The organism is Streptococcus halichoeri, from assembly GCF_019774635.1.
Lineage (GTDB): Bacteria > Bacillota > Bacilli > Lactobacillales > Streptococcaceae > Streptococcus > Streptococcus halichoeri.
Genome location: NZ_CP081502.1, coordinates 1,552,699 through 1,576,572 on the forward strand (window position 1 = coordinate 1,552,699; position 23,874 = coordinate 1,576,572).

15 protein-coding genes and 1 riboswitch are annotated in these 23,874 nt (G+C 40.3%); of the genes, 5 read left to right on the forward strand and 10 right to left on the reverse strand.

Going from position 1 to position 23,874, the window contains the following annotated elements:
* Nucleotides 1-257 precede the first annotated feature (257 nt).
* A riboswitch (glycine riboswitch) is annotated at nucleotides 258-346 on the forward strand.
* Between the two features lie 110 nt (nucleotides 347-456).
* The gene (locus K5J94_RS07390; RefSeq protein ID WP_221912766.1) at nucleotides 457-1,788 is read left to right on the forward strand and encodes an alanine/glycine:cation symporter family protein; all 1,332 of its coding nucleotides are present in this window, start codon (nucleotides 457-459) and stop codon (nucleotides 1,786-1,788) included.
* Nucleotides 1,789-1,896: 108 nt separating this feature from the next.
* Nucleotides 1,897-3,141: a cation diffusion facilitator family transporter gene (locus tag K5J94_RS07395; RefSeq protein ID WP_221912767.1), complete on the forward strand. Its 1,245-nt coding sequence runs from the start codon at nucleotides 1,897-1,899 to the stop codon at nucleotides 3,139-3,141.
* 273 nt (nucleotides 3,142-3,414) lie between these two features.
* On the opposite strand, the gene K5J94_RS07400 is transcribed toward K5J94_RS07395, so the two are convergent.
* The 10 genes from K5J94_RS07400 to K5J94_RS07445 form a co-directional block, all read right to left on the reverse strand.
* The gene (locus tag K5J94_RS07400) at nucleotides 3,415-4,566 is read right to left on the reverse strand and encodes a mannitol-1-phosphate 5-dehydrogenase (RefSeq protein WP_221912768.1); all 1,152 of its coding nucleotides are present in this window, start codon (nucleotides 4,564-4,566) and stop codon (nucleotides 3,415-3,417) included.
* A 24-nt stretch (nucleotides 4,567-4,590) separates the two neighbouring features.
* Nucleotides 4,591-5,031 (reverse strand): PTS sugar transporter subunit IIA, encoded by a 441-nt coding sequence (locus K5J94_RS07405; protein WP_159564021.1) that lies wholly within the window; start codon nucleotides 5,029-5,031, stop codon nucleotides 4,591-4,593.
* A 1-nt stretch (nucleotide 5,032) separates the two neighbouring features.
* Nucleotides 5,033-6,985 carry a BglG family transcription antiterminator gene (locus tag K5J94_RS07410; protein WP_221912769.1) on the reverse strand — a complete coding sequence of 651 codons (1,953 nt, stop codon included), beginning with the start codon at nucleotides 6,983-6,985 and terminating at the stop codon, nucleotides 5,033-5,035.
* Between the two features lie 24 nt (nucleotides 6,986-7,009).
* Nucleotides 7,010-8,788 (reverse strand): PTS mannitol-specific transporter subunit IIBC, encoded by a 1,779-nt coding sequence (locus K5J94_RS07415; RefSeq protein WP_221912770.1) that lies wholly within the window; start codon nucleotides 8,786-8,788, stop codon nucleotides 7,010-7,012.
* A gap of 733 nt (nucleotides 8,789-9,521) precedes the next feature.
* Nucleotides 9,522-11,336 (reverse strand): glutamine--fructose-6-phosphate transaminase (isomerizing), encoded by a 1,815-nt coding sequence (gene glmS / locus K5J94_RS07420; RefSeq protein ID WP_159796972.1) that lies wholly within the window; start codon nucleotides 11,334-11,336, stop codon nucleotides 9,522-9,524.
* A gap of 724 nt (nucleotides 11,337-12,060) precedes the next feature.
* The gene (gene lepB / locus K5J94_RS07425; RefSeq protein WP_159544043.1) at nucleotides 12,061-12,618 is read right to left on the reverse strand and encodes a signal peptidase I; all 558 of its coding nucleotides are present in this window, start codon (nucleotides 12,616-12,618) and stop codon (nucleotides 12,061-12,063) included.
* 226 nt (nucleotides 12,619-12,844) lie between these two features.
* Entirely contained in the window at nucleotides 12,845-14,590 is a 1,746-nt protein-coding gene (locus K5J94_RS07430) for an IS1634 family transposase (protein WP_221912771.1), read from the reverse strand.
* Nucleotides 14,591-15,254: 664 nt separating this feature from the next.
* Entirely contained in the window at nucleotides 15,255-16,757 is a 1,503-nt protein-coding gene (gene pyk, locus K5J94_RS07435; protein ID WP_159544047.1) for a pyruvate kinase, read from the reverse strand.
* 63 nt (nucleotides 16,758-16,820) lie between these two features.
* The gene (gene pfkA / locus K5J94_RS07440; protein WP_159544049.1) at nucleotides 16,821-17,834 is read right to left on the reverse strand and encodes a 6-phosphofructokinase; all 1,014 of its coding nucleotides are present in this window, start codon (nucleotides 17,832-17,834) and stop codon (nucleotides 16,821-16,823) included.
* Nucleotides 17,835-17,912: 78 nt separating this feature from the next.
* Complete coding sequence (locus K5J94_RS07445) at nucleotides 17,913-21,017, reverse strand: DNA polymerase III subunit alpha (protein ID WP_221912772.1); 3,105 nt, start codon at nucleotides 21,015-21,017, stop codon at nucleotides 17,913-17,915.
* A gap of 270 nt (nucleotides 21,018-21,287) precedes the next feature.
* On the opposite strand from K5J94_RS07445, the gene K5J94_RS07450 reads away from it, so the two are divergent.
* The 3 genes from K5J94_RS07450 to K5J94_RS07460 all read left to right on the forward strand — a co-directional run bounded on the left by K5J94_RS07450 (nucleotide 21,288) and on the right by K5J94_RS07460 (nucleotide 23,874).
* Complete coding sequence (locus tag K5J94_RS07450) at nucleotides 21,288-22,550, forward strand: transposase (RefSeq protein ID WP_221912773.1); 1,263 nt, start codon at nucleotides 21,288-21,290, stop codon at nucleotides 22,548-22,550.
* Nucleotides 22,551-22,806: 256 nt separating this feature from the next.
* The gene (locus K5J94_RS07455; RefSeq protein ID WP_159544053.1) at nucleotides 22,807-23,175 is read left to right on the forward strand and encodes a GntR family transcriptional regulator; all 369 of its coding nucleotides are present in this window, start codon (nucleotides 22,807-22,809) and stop codon (nucleotides 23,173-23,175) included.
* Nucleotides 23,176-23,874, forward strand: a complete 699-nt coding sequence (locus K5J94_RS07460) for an ATP-binding cassette domain-containing protein (protein WP_159544055.1) — start codon at nucleotides 23,176-23,178, stop codon at nucleotides 23,872-23,874.

The window sequence follows — 23,874 nt, forward strand, 5'->3', positions numbered from 1 at the left end:
CAAAAGACGGCCTGTAAGGCTTGATAGCTTACTGCTTGCCCAGGACCCAGACCAGGTAATACGTGATAAAAGGACGCTTGCTAGTGAGCATTAAGTAGCACCTGATGAGTCAGGTATAAGATTTGACTTTCTTTGTCGCTTTTTGTAAAATAGATGTAAATTTCATAATATCGAATGATGTCAAGCAGGAGAAGAAAAGCATTTCGCCGAAGGATTAATACTCTCAGGTGTTCTCTTGTTGAACGGGACTGCTTGATGGACGAACTTCTGGAGAGACCAGTCAATGGCGCCGAAGGGGCAAGGCAATCCTGCTCAATCTCTCAGGCAAAAGGACAGAAGATAAACAAGCATGCAAAACATCTCTATTTTTGTATCTTTTTGTCTTTACATACCAGAAGTTATCCTTGGATAACTTCTTTTTTTGATGTTATGGGCATTTTGACAAAGGAGAAGAGGATGACATCTTTAGCAAACCAACTTGACAATCTCGTCTGGGGACCGCCCTTACTGATTTTGCTAGTGGGTACAGGGCTTTATTATAGTATCCGCTTGGGTTTCTTACAAATCAAAAAATTAGGCTTTGCCTTGACACTGATTCTTCGAAAAAGCGACGGCAAGGGGGACATTTCGAGTTTTGCTGCTTTAGCAACGGCGCTTGCAGCCACCGTAGGTACCGGTAACATGGTCGGGGTGGCGACAGCCATTAAAACCGGTGGACCAGGTGCCCTTTTTTGGATGTGCGTTGCGGCGTTTCTGGGAATGGCCACTAAATATGCCGAAGGCGTATTAGCTATCAAATACCGTACGCTTGATAACAAGGGGCAGGTGGCTGGAGGCCCGATGTATTACATCACCCAAGGCATGGGCAAAAAATGGCGGCCACTGGCCACTTGCTTTGCCTTTTTTGGCACTCTGGTTGCCCTATTTGGGATTGGAACATTCGCCCAAGTCAATGCCATCACTTCAGCAGTCAATCATAGCTTTGGCTTATCACCAAAATGGCTGAGCATCCTCCTAGCTCTCCTGGTAGCTCTCATCATTTTTGGAGGTATCCAGAGTATTTCCAAAGTCGCAGAAAAATTAGTACCCTTCATGGCTATTACCTATATCCTAGCAACATTAATGGTTATTTGTAGCCACTACACCCAATTACTGCCAATGTTAGGACTGGTCTTTAAATCAGCTTTCACTCCCCTTGCTGCCATGGGCGGCTTTGGCGGAGCCCTAGTCAAAGAAGCTATCCAAAAAGGAATTGCTCGAGGGGTCTTTTCCAATGAAGCCGGACTTGGGTCAGCTCCGATTGCAGCTGCTGCTGCTAAAACAAAACAACCTGTCGAGCAAGGTTTAGTCTCTATGACAGGAACATTTATTGACACCATCATTATCTGTACCTTAACAGGCTTAGCTATTTTAGTTTCTGGCCAATGGACCTCTTCTCTTGAAGGGGCACCTTTGACGCAAGCTGCTTTTGCCTCTATTTTTGGCCATTTAGGTCAGATTGCCTTTATGATTTCCTTGATCTTATTTGCCTTTACCACCATCCTTGGTTGGAGCTACTATGGTGAAAGGTGCTTCGCCTTTTTAGCGGGTTCTGCCCACCTGAATTATTTTCGGCTGCTATTTGTCACTATGGTCGCACTTGGTGGCTATCTAAAGTTAGACTTTGTTTGGATACTGGCTGATATTGTCAATGGCCTCATGGCGATTCCTAATCTAATTGCTTTGTTGGCCCTTGCTCCAGTAGTCATCCAAGAAACACAAGCTTATTTTCATAATCACAGACAGTGACAGCTGACAAACCTCGTTTGTTATATTCTTACCAGGCGTAAGACCTACTAGTCAGCTGAAAAAAACGAACGCCATATGATATAATGGGGATTGTATAGAGGAGATAAGATGAAGCAAGATCCAATTGATAATGTAAAAATGGCTAAACGTGGTCCCCTTGTTAGTATTTGTGCATACTTAGTGATTAGTATTGCAAAACTCGTCATGGGGACCCTGTGGCACTCCAACTCTCTGATAGCTGATGGTTTTAATAACTTATCCGATATTGTCGGAAATGTAGCCCTCTTGATTGGTCTTCATTTAGCTAGCCAGCCTGCTGATAACAATCACCGCTTTGGCCATTGGAAGTTTGAAGACATCTCCAGTTTGATAACTTCTTTTATGATGTTTTTTGTCGGATTTCAAGTGCTCACTCAAACGATTGAGGCGATTATCGCAAATGATCAAACTGCTGTTGACCCCCTTGGAGCCATTGTTGGGCTGGTATCCGCCCTAATAATGTTTTTTGTCTATACCTACAATAAGCGCTTATCTAAGCGCGTCAAATCCAGTGCATTGGCCGCCGCTTCTAAAGATAACTTATCAGATGCGGTCACTTCGATCGGCACAGCGGTTGCTATTTCGGCTGCTTCGCTGCATTTAACCATTATTGATAGAATTGCCGCGATTATCATTACCTTCTTCATTTTAAAGACAGCCTTTGATATTTTTATGCAAAGTGCCTTTAGTTTGTCGGACGGTTTTGATAACCGGCATTTAAAAAAATATGAGCAAGCTATTTTAGAAATTCCCAAGGTTAATGCCGTTAAATCGCAACGCGGACGGACTTATGGCAGTAATGTTTATCTGGATATTGTCTTAGAAATGCATCCTGATTTATCTGTTTATGAAAGCCATGCTATTACCGAACAAGTTGAGCAAATGCTCAGCGAACGCTTTGCTGTTTATGATATTGATATTCATGTTGAGCCTTCTCGCATCCCTGAAGATGAGATTCCAGCAAATGTGCAAGCAAAGCTCCTGCGTCAGGAAAAAATGATCTTGGCAAAAATTCCCCAGTACCAAGAGCTGCTCTCAGACGACTTTTTGCTTATTGATTCTAGTGGCAAGAGTTTAACCAAGGCGCAACTAGATAGCCACGTTTACTCCCAACGAACCGAGATTGAAAACATCTCTTTTGTTTCACTCAGTCAAAAAACAAAGCTGCTTTCTTATGAGTTAGATGGCTACCTGCACACCAGTCTCTGGCGGCGAAAGGAGACGTGGTACTTACGTCATCACCAAGTAACCCCCATTCAAAAGAAAATCGCGTCAGTTAAACACAAACACTATCACATTAGCAAAATAACCTAAATCAAAAGCAAGAACTAACACACCTGATCGTTATGCAACCATATGTGTTAGTTCTTACTTTTTTTACAAGACTTTCTGAGGTCATTAGACACGTTAGTGCGAGACTGTAGTTATAGATAATATCAACTAATCCATGATTCATGACTAGCACTCCCGAAGCAATGGTCTTAAGACCAAGTTCTCATGCTTTTTAAGTCTCAGTGCCAACCCGATTTTTATAGTGTCTATCTTCAGCAAGCTAGTAGTCAGCAAGCTTGTCTAAGGAAAGTTTGCTTAAGCTCTAACCTGCTCAATAGCGGCCACAATTTCAGCAATTAAGTCCTGGTCTTCTAAGCCGGTAACCTCTTTCACCACTTGTGGTAGGTCAGTTTCAGAAAGCATCTGTTGCAATTGCTGACTTTGTTCGTCATTGTCATCACGATAAGTAAAGACGTAAGCTACCGTTTTAAGGAGATTATCATAAGGTAAGCTGCGCTCTTTCAATTCTCTGATTGGACGAATAAAGCGTTCATCGTAGCCTAATTTGCGAAGCGGCGTCCGCGCCACCCGACTAACATCATCAACTATGTAAGGGTTTTCAAATCGACTGATAATAACAGCATGATAAGCCTTCAAAGCATCCTCAGTAAAATCCCATTTGGCAATCAGGAGTTGTCTCATTTCCCCAAAAACAGCAGCTAATTGAGTTTTGACCTCGGGGATGCTAAGTGCTTGCAAGATGGTTTTGACACCCGCATGTGCCCCGCTGTATGCTGCTGTTGCGTGACCAGAATTCACCGAGAACAATTTTCGTTCAATAAAAGGCTCCAGGTTTTCTTCATAGTGAACACCGGCTAGTTTGAGGCTTGCATTTTTCATTTTGCTAGTCTCTACGACCCACTCTTTAAAAGGCTCAACGACCACAAATAAGGGATCCTCATGCGATTGGGCAGGTACAATGCGATCAACCGCAGCATTGGGAAAGCCGACATATTGTTCAACATAGGCTTGATCTGCAGGTTCTAAGTATTTTGCGACCTCACTCAACAAAAACTGTGACCCACCAATCATATTTTCACAGGCTAAAACATCAATTGGTTCTGTCACACCAGCGAGACGGCGTTTTTGGATACCTTGGGCAATCAGCTGCGCAATAAAGGGCAAAATATTGGGCCCTATAGCTGTTGTGATGATTGTTGCTTCTACAATCGCGTTCACAACGGCTTCTGGATGGAGACGGCTATTTATACCAGACACATTATTCACACATACCTGACGTTTGCCATCTTCTGCAATTTCAATTGTATAAGAATGGTGCTGATTTAAAGCCTCAATAATGGTTTCATTAACATCAACAAACTCAATAGCAAAGCCATTTGCTGCTAAAACCTCTCCAACAAAACCACGGCCAATATTACCTGCTCCAAAGTGTACTGCTTTTTTCATGTTTAGCTCCTTTTTTTGCTTTGGTTACTCATCAACAGTGGTTAATAAATGAATGACTTGCTCGACTGATTGGGCATCTGCCAACTTAACCACATTATCGACATCAGCACAAAAAATCGAAATTTTTTGAATCAAGGCCAGATGGTCATCACCAATGCCAGCAATACCAAAGAGAACCGTCGCAATTTGCGGAGCTGCTTGTGTCCCAAAATTCACACCGCCAGGTACTTGCACCACAGCTAATCCAGACTTGTGGACACTCTTTTTAGCTGCATCCGTCCCATGCGGAATGGCAATAAAATTGCCCATATACACTGATAATTCCTTATCACGATCAAGCATAGCTTGAATGTAATCTTGATCAACATAGCCATTTTCGTAAAGCAGGTTTCCACAATAACGAATTGCTTCTTCTTTGCTTGCAAAGCTTTGATTTAAGGCAATCAACTGCTTTTGAAATTCCATATTAGTTCTCCATTTTCTTAATTTTATCGGTAAAAATGTGATTTAACAGATGATAAATGATGTCAGCATTGCCCTTTTTATAAATCTCCGTATAAAGATGATTTTCAATAATTGATTGACTGATAGCCGTCATTAGTTCTCGGACTTCATCAACCTCATCATGCTTGGTTAACATCACCAAAATACGTGAGACCATCTCGTCTTCGCCATTCATTGATTTAGCCTTAACAGGATGCTCTAGCTCAAAAATCATAAAAATGGATTGCTTGACCTGATGCGACTGAGTGTGAATCAAGGCTAGGTTAGTTTCTGGAATTGCCAGCGGACTCTCTTGAAAACGCCGAATGAGCTTATCAGCCAAGTAAGGCTGATCATCAACCACAGACAATTGAGCAACCAAATCATAAATCGTTTGCTGAAAGGAAGCTTGATTATGCAATTGTTTTAAAGTAAACGTTTGTAAAATCGCTTGGCTGGCAGTCAAATAAGACTGCAAATTCAGATGCATGGGAAACACAGTATCTTCGCGAAACTTGACCTCGCGGTTAATCTGTATCTCCTGTAAAAACTGCTCTAAAGATACCATTTCATTAGCAGCGGGAAAGGTTGATACGATGCGAATGCGCTGGTCAGCCATGGGCTTTGTCGCCAAGATGGCATCATACTCTTTAAAGTCATTTTCACCTAACTGACGCGTGCTTTTAGTCCTGATAGAAGCAATAAAGGGAGCGATATTTTTCATCCGTGAAACTAATAATTCAGTGGCCAGTGGTCGTTCATCCGTCAGTAATAAAACCTGAACCGGATAAATGTGGGGGCTGCGCCGAAGACTCGAGGCAAAATGTAGGGTAACCAACTCCCATTCTGACTCTGTTTGAATGTATAAGGGAAAGATTTCCATCATTAACAATTTGATAACACGGTGCAAATACTCATTTTGCTCAAATGCATCATGTGCCAAGCTAGCAACACTGGTCTTGGCAAAGAGAATCGGCACTGCTAAGGTCAAACGCAGATGATTGAACAAGAATTTAAACAAGGTCTGATCCTTGGTAAAGGCAATTTTTGTGTAAAGGGCTACCTTATCAATTAAATTAGATACACTATAGAAAAATTCGCTATCAAAATTTTCCTGGTATAGAGGAGTTTCCTGCCGCTTTAAAAGAGCCGTATCTAAGAGCGCAGCAAATGTTAATATTTCCTGAATGGGATAAAAGGTCTGAGTTTGTGCTGAAAAATCAGCATAGACTTTCTTAGCAAAATCAAGTGCTGTCTTACTCACCGCCTGTGGTTGATCTTCCACCGCGTACCAATTGCTTAAGACCAGATTAAAGACAAAATACTGGACCAGTTTAGCATCCATCTCAGGTAGTTGCTGCTGATAGCGCTGAAAAATATCCAGGGCAATCAGTAAATGCTCTGTTTGCATGGGCTTGAAATATCCCATTTGCCCCTGCCAAAAATCTGATAGACTAATATTATTAGATAGTAAAACGGCTAACAAGCGACGACGCATAAGGGCTGAGCCTGTCAAGACGTAGCCCTTTAATCGCTTTAGTGTCATGCCAAAACTAGCTAAACGTTCTTCTACTTCTGCAACATCTTGTATGATCGTCACATTACTAACACCTAATAGGCTTTGAAGTTCATCATTCGTTATTTCTTGATCGGCTATAAGCAAGTGATAAGTAATACGATTAAGACGCTCCATTTTTGAAAAGCTAGCTTGACTCCTGTAATCTGCAATACGAGATAATTGTCCTGTCAGCAAATACTTGTGGTTTTCTTTAACAATGCCAACAGCTAGAGGGTTCAAACTAACCGTCAAGTCATTAAGGACACGATAGGCTGTCCGCTTGGACACTTTCAAAATAGCAGCAATATTATCCATTGAAAGCTTCCCATAACGAAGAAATGCTTGCAATAATTGTTCTTCTCGTTTTGTTAATAGCATCCTTTTATCATGTATTTCCTTGTTTTATTTGTGCATACGAGCAACCATTTTATCATACTCAGCAGTTGTCACCAAACTATCAACAACTAAGAATTGCGCATTGGGTGCCATAGATTGTGCTAAGGATTGATTGGCTATGGTGGTTATAATCAGAATATTTTTGGCATCAAAGCGCTGCAACTCTCCATTAGTAGCCTTTGAAACGGGAATATCAATCTGCTGATGCTTAAAAATCGCTGCCAGAGTTGCCTGTCCCATCGTTGCAGAACCTTGCCCCTTGTCATAAGCAAAAACAACTTCATCAATGTAATCCAGATCAATCACTGTTTCTGTCTGCTCTTTTGCTGTTTTTGATGCCTTTTGCTCTTGGTTTGCTATCGGGGTTGCGCTAAGCTGCGCGACAATCTCATCATATTTTGGCGTTGCTAAAAAATTATCAACAGAAATATGAACAGCACGAGGCGTCTTTTGAGCAGCACGCGCCGCTAGTTCTTGCTGCGTGACAATCAAGGTATTGGTAACATCTGTTAAATTTGAAATAGCTTTATTACTAACAGGAATTGTCAAACCAGCTTTTTTTACTTTGTCTCGTAGAATTGAAGCCCCCATAGCTGAGCTTCCCATTCCAGCATCACAAGCAAAGATAATATGCTCAATAGTATCAGCAGAAAAATCAGCTTCCTTACTGTCAGTAGCTATGAGCTGCCCTTTTGATTGTGCTTTGGCAGCTTGCGAAGCGATTTGTGCTTGCTCAAGGGCACTTTCATCTTCTACTGATTTATCAGCTTTTAGGATTAAGCTAGCAATTAGGAAGGAAATAGCTGCACCAGCTAAGACACCTAGTAAAACATTCACATGTGGCCAGAGACCTTTGGGGGCCATGAGCTCAATAGCGATAATTGATCCAGGCGATGCAGCTCCTGTAAGCCCTGAACCTAAAAGAACATTTGTAAAGGTCCCTGTTACACCACCGCCAATAACAGCAAGGAAAAGGGCTGGTTTCATCATCACATAGGGGAAATAAATCTCATGAATTCCACCAAAGAAATGAATAATCATTGCTCCCCAAGATGAGGCCTTAGCAGAGCCTTTGCCAAATAAAGCATAAGCTACCAAAATCCCCAAACCAGGACCAGGGTTGGCTTCTAACAAGAAAAGCACTGATTTCCCAACCTTAAGCACTTGTTCTGTCCCAAGTGGCGTAAAAATACCATGATTCAGAGCATTGTTTAAAAAGAGAATCTTTGCTGGCTCAATCAAAATATTTGCTAGTGGCAAAAGGTGCATGTCTACCAAAGCTTGGACACCTTTACCAATTGTTTCAGTCAAAGTTGCCACAATTGGCCCAATAATTTTGAAAGACAGCAACAACAAGGCAAAGCCAATAAGCCCCGCAGAAAAGTTATTGACCAACATTTCAAAACCAGGCCGAATCTTTTCTTGGTAGCGTCGATCAAATGTTTTGATGCACCACGCTCCTAGCGGCCCCATCACCATTGCACCGATAAACATGGGCGAACTTGTACCAGCAATGGCACCAAAAGTGGCAATTACTCCTACAACTGCTCCTCGTTGACCATAAACAGCATGACCTCCTGTGTAACCAATTAAAGTAGGCAACAAGTAGGAAATCATTGGCCCCACCGCCATGGCAAACTGCTTATTAGGCAGCCAACCCGTGGGAATAAAGAGGGCTGTCAGTACTCCCCAAGCAATAAAAGCTCCTATATTGGGCATAACCATGTTAGATAAAGCTGTACCAAGCTTTTGTACTCTAACTTTTAATGAAGATTTTTGTTCCATTAGAAAACCCTCCTAGTGATATTACTCTTTAATGGTAACATCAGGCTATAAGCCAGAAAACTCAAACTTTGGCACAGTATTTGTGACAAAAAAGATGGCAAATAAGAGAGCTACTCCCCTTAGCAATTTCTTTATGCAATAAGCTGCTTGGTTAAGATTTTCAATAACTATCTTTCATATCGCGGCAGTGAGCCGCACTGTAATGACAACACCCCAATCTATCCCTAAAACAAAACCAAAGAACCTGACTCAGAACACTCAAAGCCAACTATCTAAAAACCATCAAAAAGACCATCAAAAAAAGGAATGAAACGATGAAAACAAACCGCCATCGTAAACCATTCCCTTTAAAAGGATGAAGTGATAATTGTTATCTTTTTTGGAGACCACTATGCAATCCCACCATAATCCTGATTTTACAGAAGTTAGCAAGTACATCACCCTTTTTTGCCGAAAAAATGGGCACAAAACAAAAAAGACAATCGCAGATGACTCTAACAAAGCCACATCCGATTATCTCTAGACATCATCACATCAAAACGTACCCTATCTCGCTACGCATAACAAACCATACAACTATCCTTCAGCTAAACGTCAATGACGTTTGATAATATCCCATTACCCTAGATAATACCTTATGCCAAAAAACGAGATAAGGTGGGCACCCCATTCTCCAAAAAAGGAGTTTTTTCACCAGCCTTAACTAAGATGAGAGGTCCTTTTAACGAAAACACTATTCAACAGTCACTGCTTTAGCTAGATTACGTGGCTTGTCAACATCAAGTCCACGCTGTAATGAAGCATAATAGGCAATCAACTGTGTTGGAATAACCATTGCAATAGTCGCAAGGAATGGGTGCACCTTATTGACAATAATATCATCACCCTCACGTTCTAGTCCTTCTTCAACCACTGTTAAGACATGTGCTCCTCGTGCTGCCACTTCTTGAATATTACCACGCGTGTGAGCCGCCACTAACTCACTAGAAGAAATCAGGCCAATCACTGGTGTTCCTTCTTCAATTAGTGAAATAGTTCCATGTTTTAATTCACCCGCAGCAAAACCTTCACATTGAATGTAAGAAATTTCTTTTAATTTAAGCGAAGCTTCCATTGCAACATAGTAATCATTTCCCCGACCAATATAGAATGCATTACGCGTTGTCGCCAAAAGATTTTCAACTTTTTCTGCGATGAGGTCTTTTTCAGAGAGGGTTGCCTCAATGGATTGTGCCACTAGTGACAATTCATGCACAAGGTCAAATGCAAGTGCTTCTTTTTTACCATTTGCCTCACCAACAGCTTTTGATAAGAAAGCTAAGGCTGCAACTTGCGCAGTATAGGCTTTCGTTGACGCTACAGCAATTTCAGGTCCAGCATGCAATAACATGGTATAGCTTGCTTCTCGAGAAAGCGTTGAACCAGGTACATTCGTAATGGTCAAGCTTGGAATCCCCATTTGATTAGCTTTAACCAAAACTTGACGGCTATCTGCTGTTTCACCTGATTGACTAAGTAAGATGAACATTGGTTTTTTGCTCAATAATGGCATATGGTAACCCCATTCTGAAGCCACTCCCATCTCAACTGGTGTGTCCGTCAATTGTTCAATCATCGCCTTTGATGCAAAACCAGCGTTGTAGGAGGTTCCTGCAGCAAGGATGTAAATACGATCTGCTTCTTGCACAGACTTAACAATTGCCGGGTCAATGACCATCCGTCCTTGAGCATCAGAATAGGTAGATATTAATTGTCGCATCACCGTTGGTTGTTCATCAATTTCTTTCAACATGTAAAAAGGATAAGTCCCCTTACCAATATCAGAAAGGTCCAGTTCAGCCGTATAAGATTGACGCTCCATCACCTTGCCATCATAATCTGTCACAGTTACCGCATCTTTAGTTAACATAACCAATTCTTTATCATGAATTTCCATGAATTCACTTGTTTCACGGATCATGGCCATAGCATCAGAACAGACCATGTTGTAACCCTCACCAAGACCGATTAACAATGGGGATTTATTTTTAGCCACATAAATAGTATCAGGATCTAAACTATCAATTAAGGCAAAAGCATAGGAGCCTTCAATCACTGCCAAGGCCTTTTTGAAAGCATCTAGTACTGATAGCTTCTCATCCTCTGCAAATTTGCCTATCAAATGAGCCGCAATCTCAGTGTCTGTTTGCCCTTTAAAATGATCGCCTGCTAGGTAAGTTTCCTTGATATGGAGGTAATTTTCAATAACACCATTATGCACCAAGACAAAGCGACCTGATGCTGATGTATGCGGGTGAGCGTTTTCTTCTGTGGCTTGTCCATGGGTAGCCCACCGTGTATGGCCGATACCTGTGCTGCCAGCTACATCCATACCGATTTTTTCATGTAAATCAGCAATGCGGCCAATTGATTTTACCAGATGCCCTTTTTGATCATTCAAAACAAAAATACCGGCTGAATCATAGCCACGGTACTCCAGCTTTTCCAAACCTTGCATCAAAATATCGGTAGCATTTCGATTACCTACAACGCCAACAATTCCACACATAATGTAAACCTTCGCAAGAGAGCTTGCGACTTTCTATTTATATTAAATTGGTATAGTCTATAAAAACTAACAAAAAACTATGTTTAAAGTATATAATTTTGATTTTTTCTTGTCAATAATTAAATTGGTATAGTCCTGAACGAAGAGAACACTTCCTTTAGCAGCAAGAAGAATCTAGCTGCCCGCCTAAGTGTTCTTAAAAATCGATACCTTCTCTTGTCAATTACGACAGTTCATCTTCTTATTGCTCATTTTTTACCATCTTTTACTACAAAAATAGTAAACCTTGCCTAGAGCATTTGCGTTTCTTTTATTATTTTTTGAGCTGCAATCTTGTACAACCAGGTTAACTAAATGCATCCTTAGTGAAAAAAGCCAAGCAAAGCAGGAAACATTTTCTAGAAAAAGGAGACTTTATAAAGAAAACATCAAACCCTTTTTCAAGAGTACATGATCAGGGTTGCTTTTTCGTCTCACCCTGCTCAAATAAAAATGGTCACGATAAGCGCTATCGCGGATCAGATCGCTGTAGCAATTATCGAAACCAAAAATTTAGCTAAAAAGTTTTTTAAACAGCCTAGCTGCATCATCTGCCCTAACAAATAAACACTTGCCATTTGCACGGCTCAAAAAAGCCCAACATTTAAGCCCATTGGAGCCCATTGGGCTTTGAAAGAGCGGTGTAGATTGATCTACCACCAATATAGTTAGAGTTGCTCGTGTCCTACTCGACTTCTATAAAGCCAAAGTTGCTCAGTGGTAAAACCCTAAAGGTCGCTACACCTTTAATCTGACTGCGCTTGATGAGTCCAAAACTTCGGCTGTCCTTCCTATTGAGACGATTATCATTTAAAACTAAAAAATAGTCTTTAGGAATTTTTTGCGCCTTCCCACGGGTTAAGGTATCAATGGTAAAATCATCCGTATAAAGACTCCCCATCGGAGCTGTACTTAGATACTTGTGCTTCATCGCATTGATATATGCTTGATTCTCAACTTTACCATTAAGATAGAAAATATCATCCATATAAGTCACCGCTTCACCCTCTGTAGCAATAACACGGCTAATATAGGTTTTTTTATGAAACTTGTAAACAACAAAATCCTTATATTTGGGTTCAATCGTCCGTTTTAAAACAATCAGATCCCCTTTGTGTAAATAGCTATTGGCTGTATCTTGCTTAACACGATAGCACGAAAACACAAATATGCGCAAAAGGATCAGTATAATAATCACTAGCAAAGCCAGCAAGATATTCCGTATAAAATCTCTTTTTACCATAAGTACTCCTAATCTTAGCTCTATTATAGCATGATATAAAAAATAACAAAAGGTAAGAAGATTTCAAAAATAGTGGGTTTAATCTGAGCTTAGCACTAGACAGCCTATACATCAAGAAATCATACCCAAGATCAAACAAGGACTTGACACTTCTCCTTGCTTACAGCTTACCCGAGTTTATCAGTTAAAAAATAAAAAAATCTCTATAAACGCTGTCAAATCAACGTTATTGAAGCTTTTTTAAGTTGTAAATCGTGTTGTGTATGCAGTTTTTCCCTAACTTTTGAATATCTTCGTGTCTGACTGTTCCACGGTCCCAAGTAATACCTAATAAACGAAGGAATTCACTTGCTTCATGATTTTGCTGGACTCTATATATTCCTTGTCCCATAGTTGAAGCTAACATACTGTTTAAGCTGTCAATCATTCTAGCAGGACTCATCTTCTTATCGCTAATGTAATACAATAAGCGAATCATTACTAAACTGATAAAGCAGATTAGGAAATGGCCTTCAATATGTTCCTTTTTCCTTACGTAAACAGGTCTAGTTTCAAACTCTGTTTTGGTTATTCGAAAACAACTTTCAATAGAGGATAGTTCTTTGTAGGCCGCTAATATAGCATCATCCTCCATCTCAATTTCACTCGTTACAAGGACATGAACTCCATCAAATTGAGCATCATATTCCACCTGTTCTTGATCAAGTCGGATAAGTGGTGAAAATGGTTTAACCTCTCCAGTTTCGGTATCCAAGTAGCTCAATTCAAGGTATTTCTTCCCTCCCTTCTTACTCGTTTGTCGAAATAGTTCTGCATTGGTTAACTTATTGGCATAGTCGAGAGCTCCTTCGCGTCGAATCCGTTCTCTATCTTCATATTTTTTAGACCATGTCATCAGCACTTTTTCTTTAACAGTTGGGGAATCCTTCTTTGTCCCAAGTTTTCTCTCCCGAATGTAAGACTTTTTAGCAAAAGTGAGATTTTGATTAAACTGCCAACCAGATTCTTCCAATATGTTTTCTTGAATATCCTTTGGAGCGCCACGTTTCCCACGGTGCTTTTGAGAGAAAAGCCAACCGTCATTATTCTTTATAGTAGCTTGTAGGTTATTTGTGCTGTTCATGGCCTTGTCTGCGACCACTACCAACCGTTCAATCCCAAATTGTTTCTTTACTTGCTCAATTGCAGGGATGTAGGTGATAGGGTCTGTAACGTTACCTCTAAAAAGTCTATAAGCTATGGGAATACCATTTATATCCATGAATAATCCCATTTGGATAATGGGGTCTCTCCTGTATTCTTTACTGGCTCCTCTTCGACGAAGGCCCTCTACAAGGATATCTCCATTTTCATCGTGTCTATCCTCATCCGGAACATCAATTTCAAAAAAGTAGTTGGTAACATCGTAAAACACTAACGTTCCTGTTCGATTCGTTAATTGACTGACCTCTTGATGGAGGTGGTATTGAAGTTCTGATTGAAGATTGTTCAAGACATCTAGTGACCGATATACTGAATTATATGGAACATTCCAATTTCCAAATAGGGAAGTTTGATGGTAGAAAGTTCTATATTTGCTTCCTGGGTTCAGAATTCGTTGAAAGAGCAGAAGCTTAACCGTTTGATCTAAGTCAATCGTCATTTTTGACGGTTTATTTTTTTTAAAGAATCTATTTAGCTTGAGGGTTGTGTAAAGGTCTTCTAAAATCTTCCAACCAATGTTTTCATCAGGTGCGTTCATTGGGTCTTTTAGAGAAAGCTTAATCAGAAATTCTTCAGATTTAGCGTGTGATTCCTCCTTTGCCTCACGTTTTAATCGCTCAAGAATACCTGGCTCTTTCGCTTCTAATTCATCCAACAAACCATATTTATGAAGAATCCGTTGTTTTGACTTTCCGTTCTCACGATATCCTTCAACAAGATAAACATGCTTACGACCTTCTCTGTTTTTTGTAATTCGAATAAATGCCATAACTATAGTATAACATACATTGCCGTTCACAACAATAAATAGAGATAAAAAATCAAAAGAAATACCGCTGTTATCGCAAAAACAACCCCTGCGAAGTCAATTAACTGATAAACTCGGGATTATAGCATGATATAAAAAATAACAAAAGGTAAGAAGATTTCAAAAATAGTGGGTTTAATCTGAGCTTAGCACTAGACAGCCTATACATCAAGAAATCATACCCAAGATCAAACAAGGACTTGACACTTCTCCTTGCTTACAGCTTACAGAAGCTTACAGAGTAAGCAGGTAGTTGTTTACCTCTACCACCAAGCTTCTCTTTAGCTTAGAAAAGGTTAAGTGGCTATTGTTAGCCTCTAATGCTTTCACCTGCTATTAGAAGTGAGAATATGCTAAAAAGTGGGTAAAGGTGCTATATAGCATAGTAACTTTACCCACTTTGATATTTTTAGTAAGAAGCTAAGTCCATTCAATGCATAAACTCACACTGCTGCCACATCACCGCTAGTATTTCTATAACTCATAAACAACAGAATCTCTAAAAACAAGAGGCCAATTTTCCCCCTCAATCCTTGTCTGAAAAGGATCTACCAAGGACAAAGCTGCCAAATGCTGCCATTAGCTGACTATTGAGTCAATAGGCGAAAAACTAGCATTTCGCATCTTATTTAACAGTGCGAATACGCATGGTGTTAGTACCACCTGAACCAACTGGGACACCTGCAACAATAACAATATTATCACCAGATTGCACAAGTCCAGATTCCAAAGCAACTTTTTCAGCAACTTCGAACATGTCATCTGTTGAAGATGGTTTTTCAGCAACAACTGGAATAACACCCCAAGTAACCATCAATGATTTTTGAACTTTTTCATCAAAGGTTACAGCTAAAATATCAGCATCTGGACGGAATTTAGAAATGGCACGAGCTGTATGACCAGTTTCAGTAATTGTTACAACCAGTTTGATGTCCATTGAATGCGTAGCGTCAGTCACAGCAGAAGCCACAACGTCTGTTTTGCTATCACGGGACAATTTAGAAGAGTCTAAACGACCATATTCTGATAGCAATGTTTGCGCATTCTTGTCAATGGTTGCCATAGTGCGAACTGCTTCGACTGGGTATTTACCATTAGCTGATTCCCCAGAAAGCATGGTGGCATCGGTTCCGTCAATAACAGCGTTGAAGACATCAGAAACTTCAGAGCGAGTAGCACGAGGTTTTTCAGTCATGGTTTCTAACATGTTTGTGGCTGTAATAACTTGTTTTCCAGCAGCATTTACTTTGGTAATAATCATTTTTTGGAAAACTGGTACCATTTCAAATGGTACTTCGATTCCCATATCACCACGGGCAATCATGATACCATCTGCCGCTTCGATGATTTCATCAAGATTATCAATCCCTTGTTGATTTTCAATCTTAGCAAACAACTGGACATGTTCATTGCCTGTTTCACGACAAATAGCACGGACTTCTTCAACGTCTTTTGCTGTACGTACAAAAGAAATAGCAATGAAGTTCAAACCTTGTTTCAAACCAAAGCGAATATCATCGTTGTCACGTTCTGCAAGTGCTGGGAAAGGAATCTTAGTATTAGGAATATTGACACCTTTTTGTTTGGCGATGATGCCATCATTTTCCACTTTTACGACAAATTCACGATTAGAAATGTCTTTTTCAATCACTGTCAAGCCGAGTTTCCCATCGTCAATGAGAATCGTTTGACCAACAGCAACTTCATCATAAATATCAAGTGCTCCAGCAACGTTCAAAGCAATGACGTCACGAGTTGATTGAATACCTTGCTTGGTGGCAACACGGATGACTTCATCAGTAACATAGCTATATTCTTTAGCATCATCGCTAAAGAGTTCTGTACGCATTTCTGGGCCTTTGGTATCCAAAAGGAAGCCAACTTTTTGACGTGCCATTTCTTCTGCAAGACGAACGGTTGCCATACGTTCTCCTTGTTCTTGATGATCACCATGTGAGAAGTTAAAACGAAAGACATTAGCACCAGCTTCGATTAGTTCAGCAATTTTCTTTGCAGATGCTTCAACATCTAATTTGCCAGCCCAATAGCCGTCTTCACCATATTTTTTACCCCCACGGATCTCAACCGCAGGACCAAGTGTAGCAACGATTTTTACGCGTTTATTCATAGATAAATGACACTCCCTTATTAATAGTCAATTGTTATAAGTTTTCAACAAAGATAACTGCTCTTAGCGTGATAGTGAACGATTTAATGCTGCAAAATCCAATCGGGCATTGTGAGGATTATTCACAATGATTTTGCCATCTTCAGCTAAGGAGAACAAGGCTCCTTCTTCAGCTGTTCCAAGGATTGGGCTTTCAACCAACTCTTCATTATGAATACCAACGGCTAAACCGCCACGACCTTCTTTAAGAAGTTCCACAGCATGGGCACCCATCCATGAAGCAATCACACGATCACGTGCAGTTGGAGAACCACCACGTAAGATATGCCCCAAGTTTGTTACACGAAGATCGCTTGTGTCGCCAGCTTCTTTTAGTTGCTTAGCAAATTGGTCGCCACTCATGACACCTTCAGCAAGCACAATAATATGATGGTTTTTACCTTTATTAGTAAAGTCATCATTAATCGTTGCCACTACTTTATGAATGTCAAATTCTTCTTCTGGGACAATGATTTGGTCGGCTCCGCTAGCAATTCCTGACCAAAGTGCAATATCACCAGCATTACGCCCCATAACTTCAATAACGAAGGTCCGACCATGACTTGAAGACGTATCGCGAAGTTTATCAATTGCTTCAACGGCAGTATTAACTGCAGTATCAAAACCAATAGTGTAGTCTGTTCCAGCAATATCATTATCAATAGTGCCTGGAATACCGATTGCTGGGAACCCATGTTCAGTTAATCTCATCGCTCCGTGATAAGACCCGTCTCCCCCAATGACAACAACACCTTCAATTCCATGTTTTTTCAACTGATCAATACCAGCTAATTGACCTTCAAGTGTAGCAAATTCAGGATAGCGTGCAGAGTAAAGGAAAGTTCCCCCGCGAGAAATCTTATCACCTACACCTTTTGAACCAATTGGAAAAATATCGCCATCAACCATGCCAGCATAGCCACGATTGATACCATAAACTTCCATTCCTTCTGAAATTGCTTTTCGAACAACTGCACGAATAGCAGCGTTCATACCAGGGGCATCACCACCACTGGTTAAAACAGCAATACGTTTCATTTTTGGTACTCCTTCTATTAATTTAACGTTCTTATTATAGCATAATAGTTTGCAAATAGCTTCACTAATCGGCCATTTTTATTGATAAACCGTTTTCACTGCTAGCTTTTGGAGGGCCTGCTCAACCTCTGGAGTGAGGGCCAAACCCTGCCCTGATAATTGAAGGGTTTCTTTTGTTTTTTTATAGTGCAAGATGACAGGAACATTTCCTTTGTGTAAGGCAAGTAGTTGAGAAATAGCCGTATCGTTTGAGTGATCTTCTAGCAAAATCCACAATGCTTTTTCCTGTACAACTTCTATTCCTTGTAAGACAAGCTGCAGTTTTTGGTCCCGTTCTTTAACACGACCGCTTAAATAATAGAATCCCCCTTCTTTAAGAAGGTCCTTGACCTGCATATAGGTATCAGGAAAAACGGTCACATCCATCTTGTGTTGGGTATCAAAGACTCGTAGAAATGCCATTTGTTGGCCGCTTGATTTTGTGCGAATAATCCGAATGAATTCGATCTGGACCAAAAGGGTAGCTTGCTGGTCTTTGCTCAACTGGCCAATCATTTGAAATGGCTTGTTGCTACGCTTTGCAATTGCTAATAAAGGATGATCACTTAAGCCAATCCCAATCACTTCTTGTTCCATCTGATATTTTTCTGTTGCCGAATAATCCTCAGTCTCAGTCCAGCTAAAGGAGGAATCCGCAAACAATGAGCCCAATTCATTTATAAAAATTAACAGTCCATCTAAATTACTTAACATTTTATGGCGATTGGCTTCAAAGCAATCAAAAAGTCCTACTTTAATCAAAGGCTCCAAGATAGAGCGAACACGGTAATGCTCTGGCAAAGCAGACAAAAACGACTCAAGCGAGTCAAAAGGTCTGTGCTCAATAATCCAATAAGTTAAATCACGCGGAATAGCTTTGATATGTTTCATTCCTAAAAGGATCGTATCTTGCTTGAACATATCATGATAAGGAATAGTATTAATTGACAGACGACCAACCTTAAATCCATTCTCTAAAGCATCAGCAATATAATCACTATTAGAATAGTTCATCATCACATCATAAAAAACGGCTGGATAATGAGCCTTAAAATAAGCCATCTGAAAGGCTAAAGCTGAATAGGCAAAGGCATGGCTTCGATTGAAGCCATATCCGGCAAACTTTACCATCCGGTCAAACAAAAAATGTGCCGTTTGTTCTGAGTGGCCCAATTGCAGAGCTCCTTGAACAAAAGCCTCTTGCATCTTTTGCATCTCCACCACATTTTTTTTAGACATGGCCCTGCGTAACAAATCCGCGTGACCCAAGGTAAAGCCAGCAAAGACTTGAGCAATCTGCATGACCTGCTCCTGATAGAGCATGATCCCATAAGTCGGCTCTAAAATAGCCGCGACAGCAGGATCAATCAAATCAACTGCTTCTTGTCCATTTCGCCGCTTAATGAAATTGGAAGTGTAATCACTTGCTCCTGGTCGATTCAGACTGGTAGTAGCGACAACATCCTCAAAACGATGAGGTTTAATTCTGCGCAATAAATGAATCGCTCCTGTTTGTTCAAACTGAAAGATTCCCTTGGTATCTCCTCGTGCAAACAAAGCCAGAGTCTTTTGATCCTCCAGATCAATCGCTTCAAGCTTAAGCTCTTGACCGTAGTCTTTGGCAACCTTTTCTTGCATCCGCTGGACAAAGGTCAAATTGCGCAGACCCAAAAAATCCATTTTTAAGAGGCCGTTTGCTTCCACCGCAGCTGCATCATACTGGGTAATCATCATATCTTCGCCACGCTTAAGTGGAATATAATCTGTTAGAAGTTGATCACTCATCACAATACCAGCTGCATGAATTGAAGTCTGACGCGGATTACCTTCAATTCGCTTGGCAATCGCAAAAGCTTTTTGATATTCTAGCTTACTATTAATGACCTGTCGAAAACTAATATTGCTCTCAAACACAGAAGCTAGACTTTCTTTAAACCCTATTTTTTTCGTTAATTGGGTAAGTTCATATTCAGGCACACCAAAGCGTTTAAACACATCGCGAATTGCTTGCTTGGGGCCAAAGGTTGAAAAGGTCACAATTTGTGCTGAATGCTCCATACCATAACGATTGCGCACATAATGAAGAAACTCGGCGCGATAAACATCTGGTAAATCAATATCAATATCTGGCATGCTAAAACGTTCTTTATTTAAAAAACGCTCAAAGAGCAGATTATTTTTAACCGGATCAATTCCTGTAATGTCAAGCGCATAGGCTACCAAACTCCCTGCGGCAGAACCACGCCCCATCCCCATATAATAGCCCTTGCTACGACCAAAGCGAAGCAAATCCCAGACAATTAAGAAATAGTCATCAAATCCCATTTCTGAAATCACCTGCAGTTCGTTAGTTAAACGGTCTTGATAAGGTTTTGTCCACAGTTTTTTGTCTTGCAAGCCTTGCGTAGTCAGCTCCAGTAATTCCTGCTGGGCTGGTTTTTCCATATTAAACCGCGGCAGTTTCAATTGCTGGTCAAATTCATAATGAATATCTGACACTAATGCTTCTAGATTGGCCAAAGCCTCTGGATAAGTTGCCGCAAAGGCTGCTGTCATATCGTGGCAACTTTTCAACTCAAGTCCTTGCTCAATCAAAGGCACATCCTTTAAGGAAATGTTTTCTTTGATTGCTTGCAAAACCTGCAAGGTTTCTCGCTCTTCCTCTTGAAAATAACGGACCTCTTGGAGGGCAATGAGTGGCCCTTGATAGTCATCTACCACTGTTTTGGGGGTAACACCCAGATAATAAGGCAAAGGAAAGGCTGACGCCTGTTGATACTGGTTAGCCGAAATAATGAAAGCGAGACCCTCTTGATAATTAACAACATCTGCTACTGACAAACGATCAGATAGCCGCAAAGTTGAAAGCTTCAGTAAATTTTTATAACCACGACTATTCTTAGCAATCATTTGCAAATTAAAAGAAGCATCCTGCTCAACCAAGGTTACTTCTAGCCCGAGAACAGGGCGCAGCTGAGCTTTTAGACAGGCCTGAATGAAGTGGTAAGCACCATAAAGATTGTCTTTGTCCATAATGCCAAGTGTTTGATAGCCTAAGGCCTTTGCCTGCAAAATATAAGTACGTAGGTCAATCAAACTATCCATAAACGTATAGACGGTTTTTGTATTTAGTTGTGCAAACACTAGATGCTCCTCCCACTAAAAAAACTGTTTTCTCTATTATACTATGAAATGCTTTGACCTGGGCGTTTTTTTATGCTCTTCCAAAATGGAGTCAAAAACTTATCAGAATCATTCCCGTAGTTAGTTATTCCATAGCCATCATAGCTTTTCAAACCCTCAAAAAGAAAAATCGCCACGTTAAGTAGCGATTTTTCCCTTTTGTGAGCCTCAATGAAACGTCAAAGCGTTATAATAGTTTTAAGCAAAAATCTCTATTAACGAGGTCTCACTATGAAAATTATAACACAGCTTAACCTTTTTGAAGATCAGGAACTGGGTGATTTGGAAAAAATTTTGATGGTATTAGATGGTCTTCCAGAAACGGATTTCTTTGACCAGTTAGAAGCCAAACGAAAACATGGTCGAAAAGATTACACCATCCAGTCCTATTTCATTGCCTATATTGCTAAAATAGTTCTTCAATTGGAAACCGATCAACAGTTGATTCGTCAGCTTAATATGAATAGTCAACTACGTCAAATCTGTGGCTTTGAAACCCACGGGGTTAAATTGAAAAATGGGACGATAAAACTAGTCCATGCCCCCTCTAAATCTGCTTATTCCCGTTTCATCCAGGACTTGGAAGAGGTCTGCCCTGATATTGAGGACTGGGTATTATCTGGCATATCTGAACTATATGACCTTCTTCCTAATTTCGGTGTTAACTTGGCCTTAGATGGTAAATTCATAGATAGCTATGCTAGTCCTTATGGTAAATATAAGAAAAAGAAAGATAAGCGTGCCGATTTAGATGCCGATAGTGGAATCAAACAGTGCCCTCATAAAAATGGGATGGTAACTAAAGAAACCCATTATGGCTATCGTTGTCATCTTATCGTTGATACGACCTATGAATTACCTGTGGCTTGGAGAGTAACACCAGCCTCAAAAGGGGAACCAACGGTTGCGAAAGAGCTCATCAGGAACCTCAGTCCAATGACGCTTGAAAAAGGGAAGTACCTAATGGCAGACAAAGGCTACAGTGGCAGCCCTCTTCAAGCTCTTTTGGAGGAGGCTCATATCGTCACAATCATTGATAACCCACATAAGTGGAAAGAGAATGGCACTAGGCAATATTTGGATACCGATTTGATTTATAACCAATCAGGAGAAGTGTTTTGGGTAGATGATAGAGGCCAAGCGATTCAGCTCATGTACAAGGGCTATGATTCTTCTAGTGATAGTTTACGATATGGTTTTCACCCTAAGTATCAAGATAACTGTATTTTTCGTTTAAAACGATGTGTTGAACCGATTATCTTTAATCAAGTAGCGCGAGATAGTAAGAAGTTCAAGAGGCTATACAGGAAGCGAATAGCTGTGGAGCGAGTGAATGGACGATTAGACAGAGACTTTAGGTTTGAGACCCATACTATTCGAGGGTTAAAGAAGATGAGTTTAGCTGTTGCCATGAGCTTTTTAGTCATGCTCGGCTTTGCCTTAAGGAAAGCCAAGTCAGGGACAAGGACTCACCTTGCGAGCTGGGTAGTTTAACTGGTTCAAAAAAATCACCACATAAACAAGGGGTTATTTCGCCCTTTTTTGCATTTAATTGGAAGAAAGGGCATCAGTGAATATTGTTGAGCAATTGTTAAGACAAGGAAAGTCATTATTATCTCCCTTTGGACTATAACAAATTGGACAACAATATTAACTACGGGAATGATTCTATCAGCCTTTTTCTTGACAATTAGACTTTTGTTCTGTATCATTTACATAGTACAATCAAATCTTTTTGAAAGGAGTCCAGATGGCTTGGAAATTTGATGAAAAATCTCCCATTTATGCGCAAATTGCAAACCACATTTTAATGCAAATTGTTAGCCAGGAAATTCAAAGTGGAGATCAACTGCCAACTGTTCGCGAATATGCAGAAACAGCCGGTGTCAATCCTAATACCATGCAACGTGCTTTCACCGAACTTGAACGCCAAGGCATTGTCTATTCTCAGCGCACCGCCGGGCGCTTTGTAACAGATAACCAAGATCTTATTGCTAGTAAGCGCCGAGAGCTAGCCCATCAAGAATTGGAAACTTTTACAAAGAACATGATCCGCATGGGCTACGAAAAAATGCAAATACTACCAGTTCTTGAATCCTATTTAAAGGAGGTTAACTAAATGTCAAACTTATTGCAGCTCCACCACATTTCCAAAACGTATCATAAAAAACCGGTGATTGATGACCTGACTCTGACGATTCCTTCAGGAAAGATTATCGGTTTATTAGGCCCAAACGGAAGTGGTAAAACAACCCTCATCAAAATGATTAACGGCCTCCTCCAACCTAATAAAGGAGACATTGTCATTGATGGTTTTCGTCCTTCCATTGATACCAAAAAAATCGTCTCTTATTTACCTGATACCAGTTACTTGCGTGAAGAAATGAAGCTTTCAGATATTATTGAATTTTTCGATGATTTTTATGAAGATTTCGACCGCACCCGTGCTCATAGTTTACTGCGTGACTTAAACCTTGATTTAAACGACTATCTAAAGAATCTCTCAAAAGGTAACAAAGAAAAGGTACAACTCATCTTAGTAATGAGTCGTAAAGCTAAACTTTATGTCCTTGATGAGCCAATCGGTGGGGTTGATCCAGCCGCACGTGATTATATTTTACGAACAATTATTAATAATTACTGTGAGGAATCTTCTGTTTTAATTTCCACCCACTTGATCACTGATATTGAACCCATCTTAGATGAAGTTATTTTCCTAAAAGATGGCAAAATTCTCCTTCAAGGCGGTACAGATGATTTACGCCAAGAATATCATTTATCCATTGATGCCTTATTTAGAGAAAAATGTCGGATTTAG

Excerpts from the sequence above, each read along its gene's own strand:
- pfkA (WP_159544049.1), bottom strand. The coding sequence starts at position 17,834 with ATGAAACGTATTGCTGTTTTAACCAGTGGTGGTGATGCCCCTGGTATG.
- K5J94_RS07460 (WP_159544055.1), top strand. The coding sequence starts at position 23,176 with ATGTCAAACTTATTGCAGCTCCACCACATTTCCAAAACGTATCATAAA.
- K5J94_RS07450 (WP_221912773.1), top strand. The coding sequence starts at position 21,288 with ATGAAAATTATAACACAGCTTAACCTTTTTGAAGATCAGGAACTGGGT.
- K5J94_RS07430 (WP_221912771.1), bottom strand. The coding sequence starts at position 14,590 with ATGGCATTTATTCGAATTACAAAAAACAGAGAAGGTCGTAAGCATGTT.
- glmS (WP_159796972.1), bottom strand. The coding sequence starts at position 11,336 with ATGTGTGGAATTGTTGGCGTTGTAGGTAATCGAAATGCTACCGATATT.
- lepB (WP_159544043.1), bottom strand. The coding sequence starts at position 12,618 with ATGGTAAAAAGAGATTTTATACGGAATATCTTGCTGGCTTTGCTAGTG.
- K5J94_RS07455 (WP_159544053.1), top strand. The coding sequence starts at position 22,807 with ATGGCTTGGAAATTTGATGAAAAATCTCCCATTTATGCGCAAATTGCA.
- K5J94_RS07390 (WP_221912766.1), top strand. The coding sequence starts at position 457 with ATGACATCTTTAGCAAACCAACTTGACAATCTCGTCTGGGGACCGCCC.
- K5J94_RS07405 (WP_159564021.1), bottom strand. The coding sequence starts at position 5,031 with ATGGAATTTCAAAAGCAGTTGATTGCCTTAAATCAAAGCTTTGCAAGC.
- K5J94_RS07395 (WP_221912767.1), top strand. The coding sequence starts at position 1,897 with ATGAAGCAAGATCCAATTGATAATGTAAAAATGGCTAAACGTGGTCCC.
- K5J94_RS07415 (WP_221912770.1), bottom strand. The coding sequence starts at position 8,788 with ATGGAACAAAAATCTTCATTAAAAGTTAGAGTACAAAAGCTTGGTACA.
- K5J94_RS07400 (WP_221912768.1), bottom strand. The coding sequence starts at position 4,566 with ATGAAAAAAGCAGTACACTTTGGAGCAGGTAATATTGGCCGTGGTTTT.
- pyk (WP_159544047.1), bottom strand. The coding sequence starts at position 16,757 with ATGAATAAACGCGTAAAAATCGTTGCTACACTTGGTCCTGCGGTTGAG.
- K5J94_RS07410 (WP_221912769.1), bottom strand. The coding sequence starts at position 6,985 with ATGCTATTAACAAAACGAGAAGAACAATTATTGCAAGCATTTCTTCGT.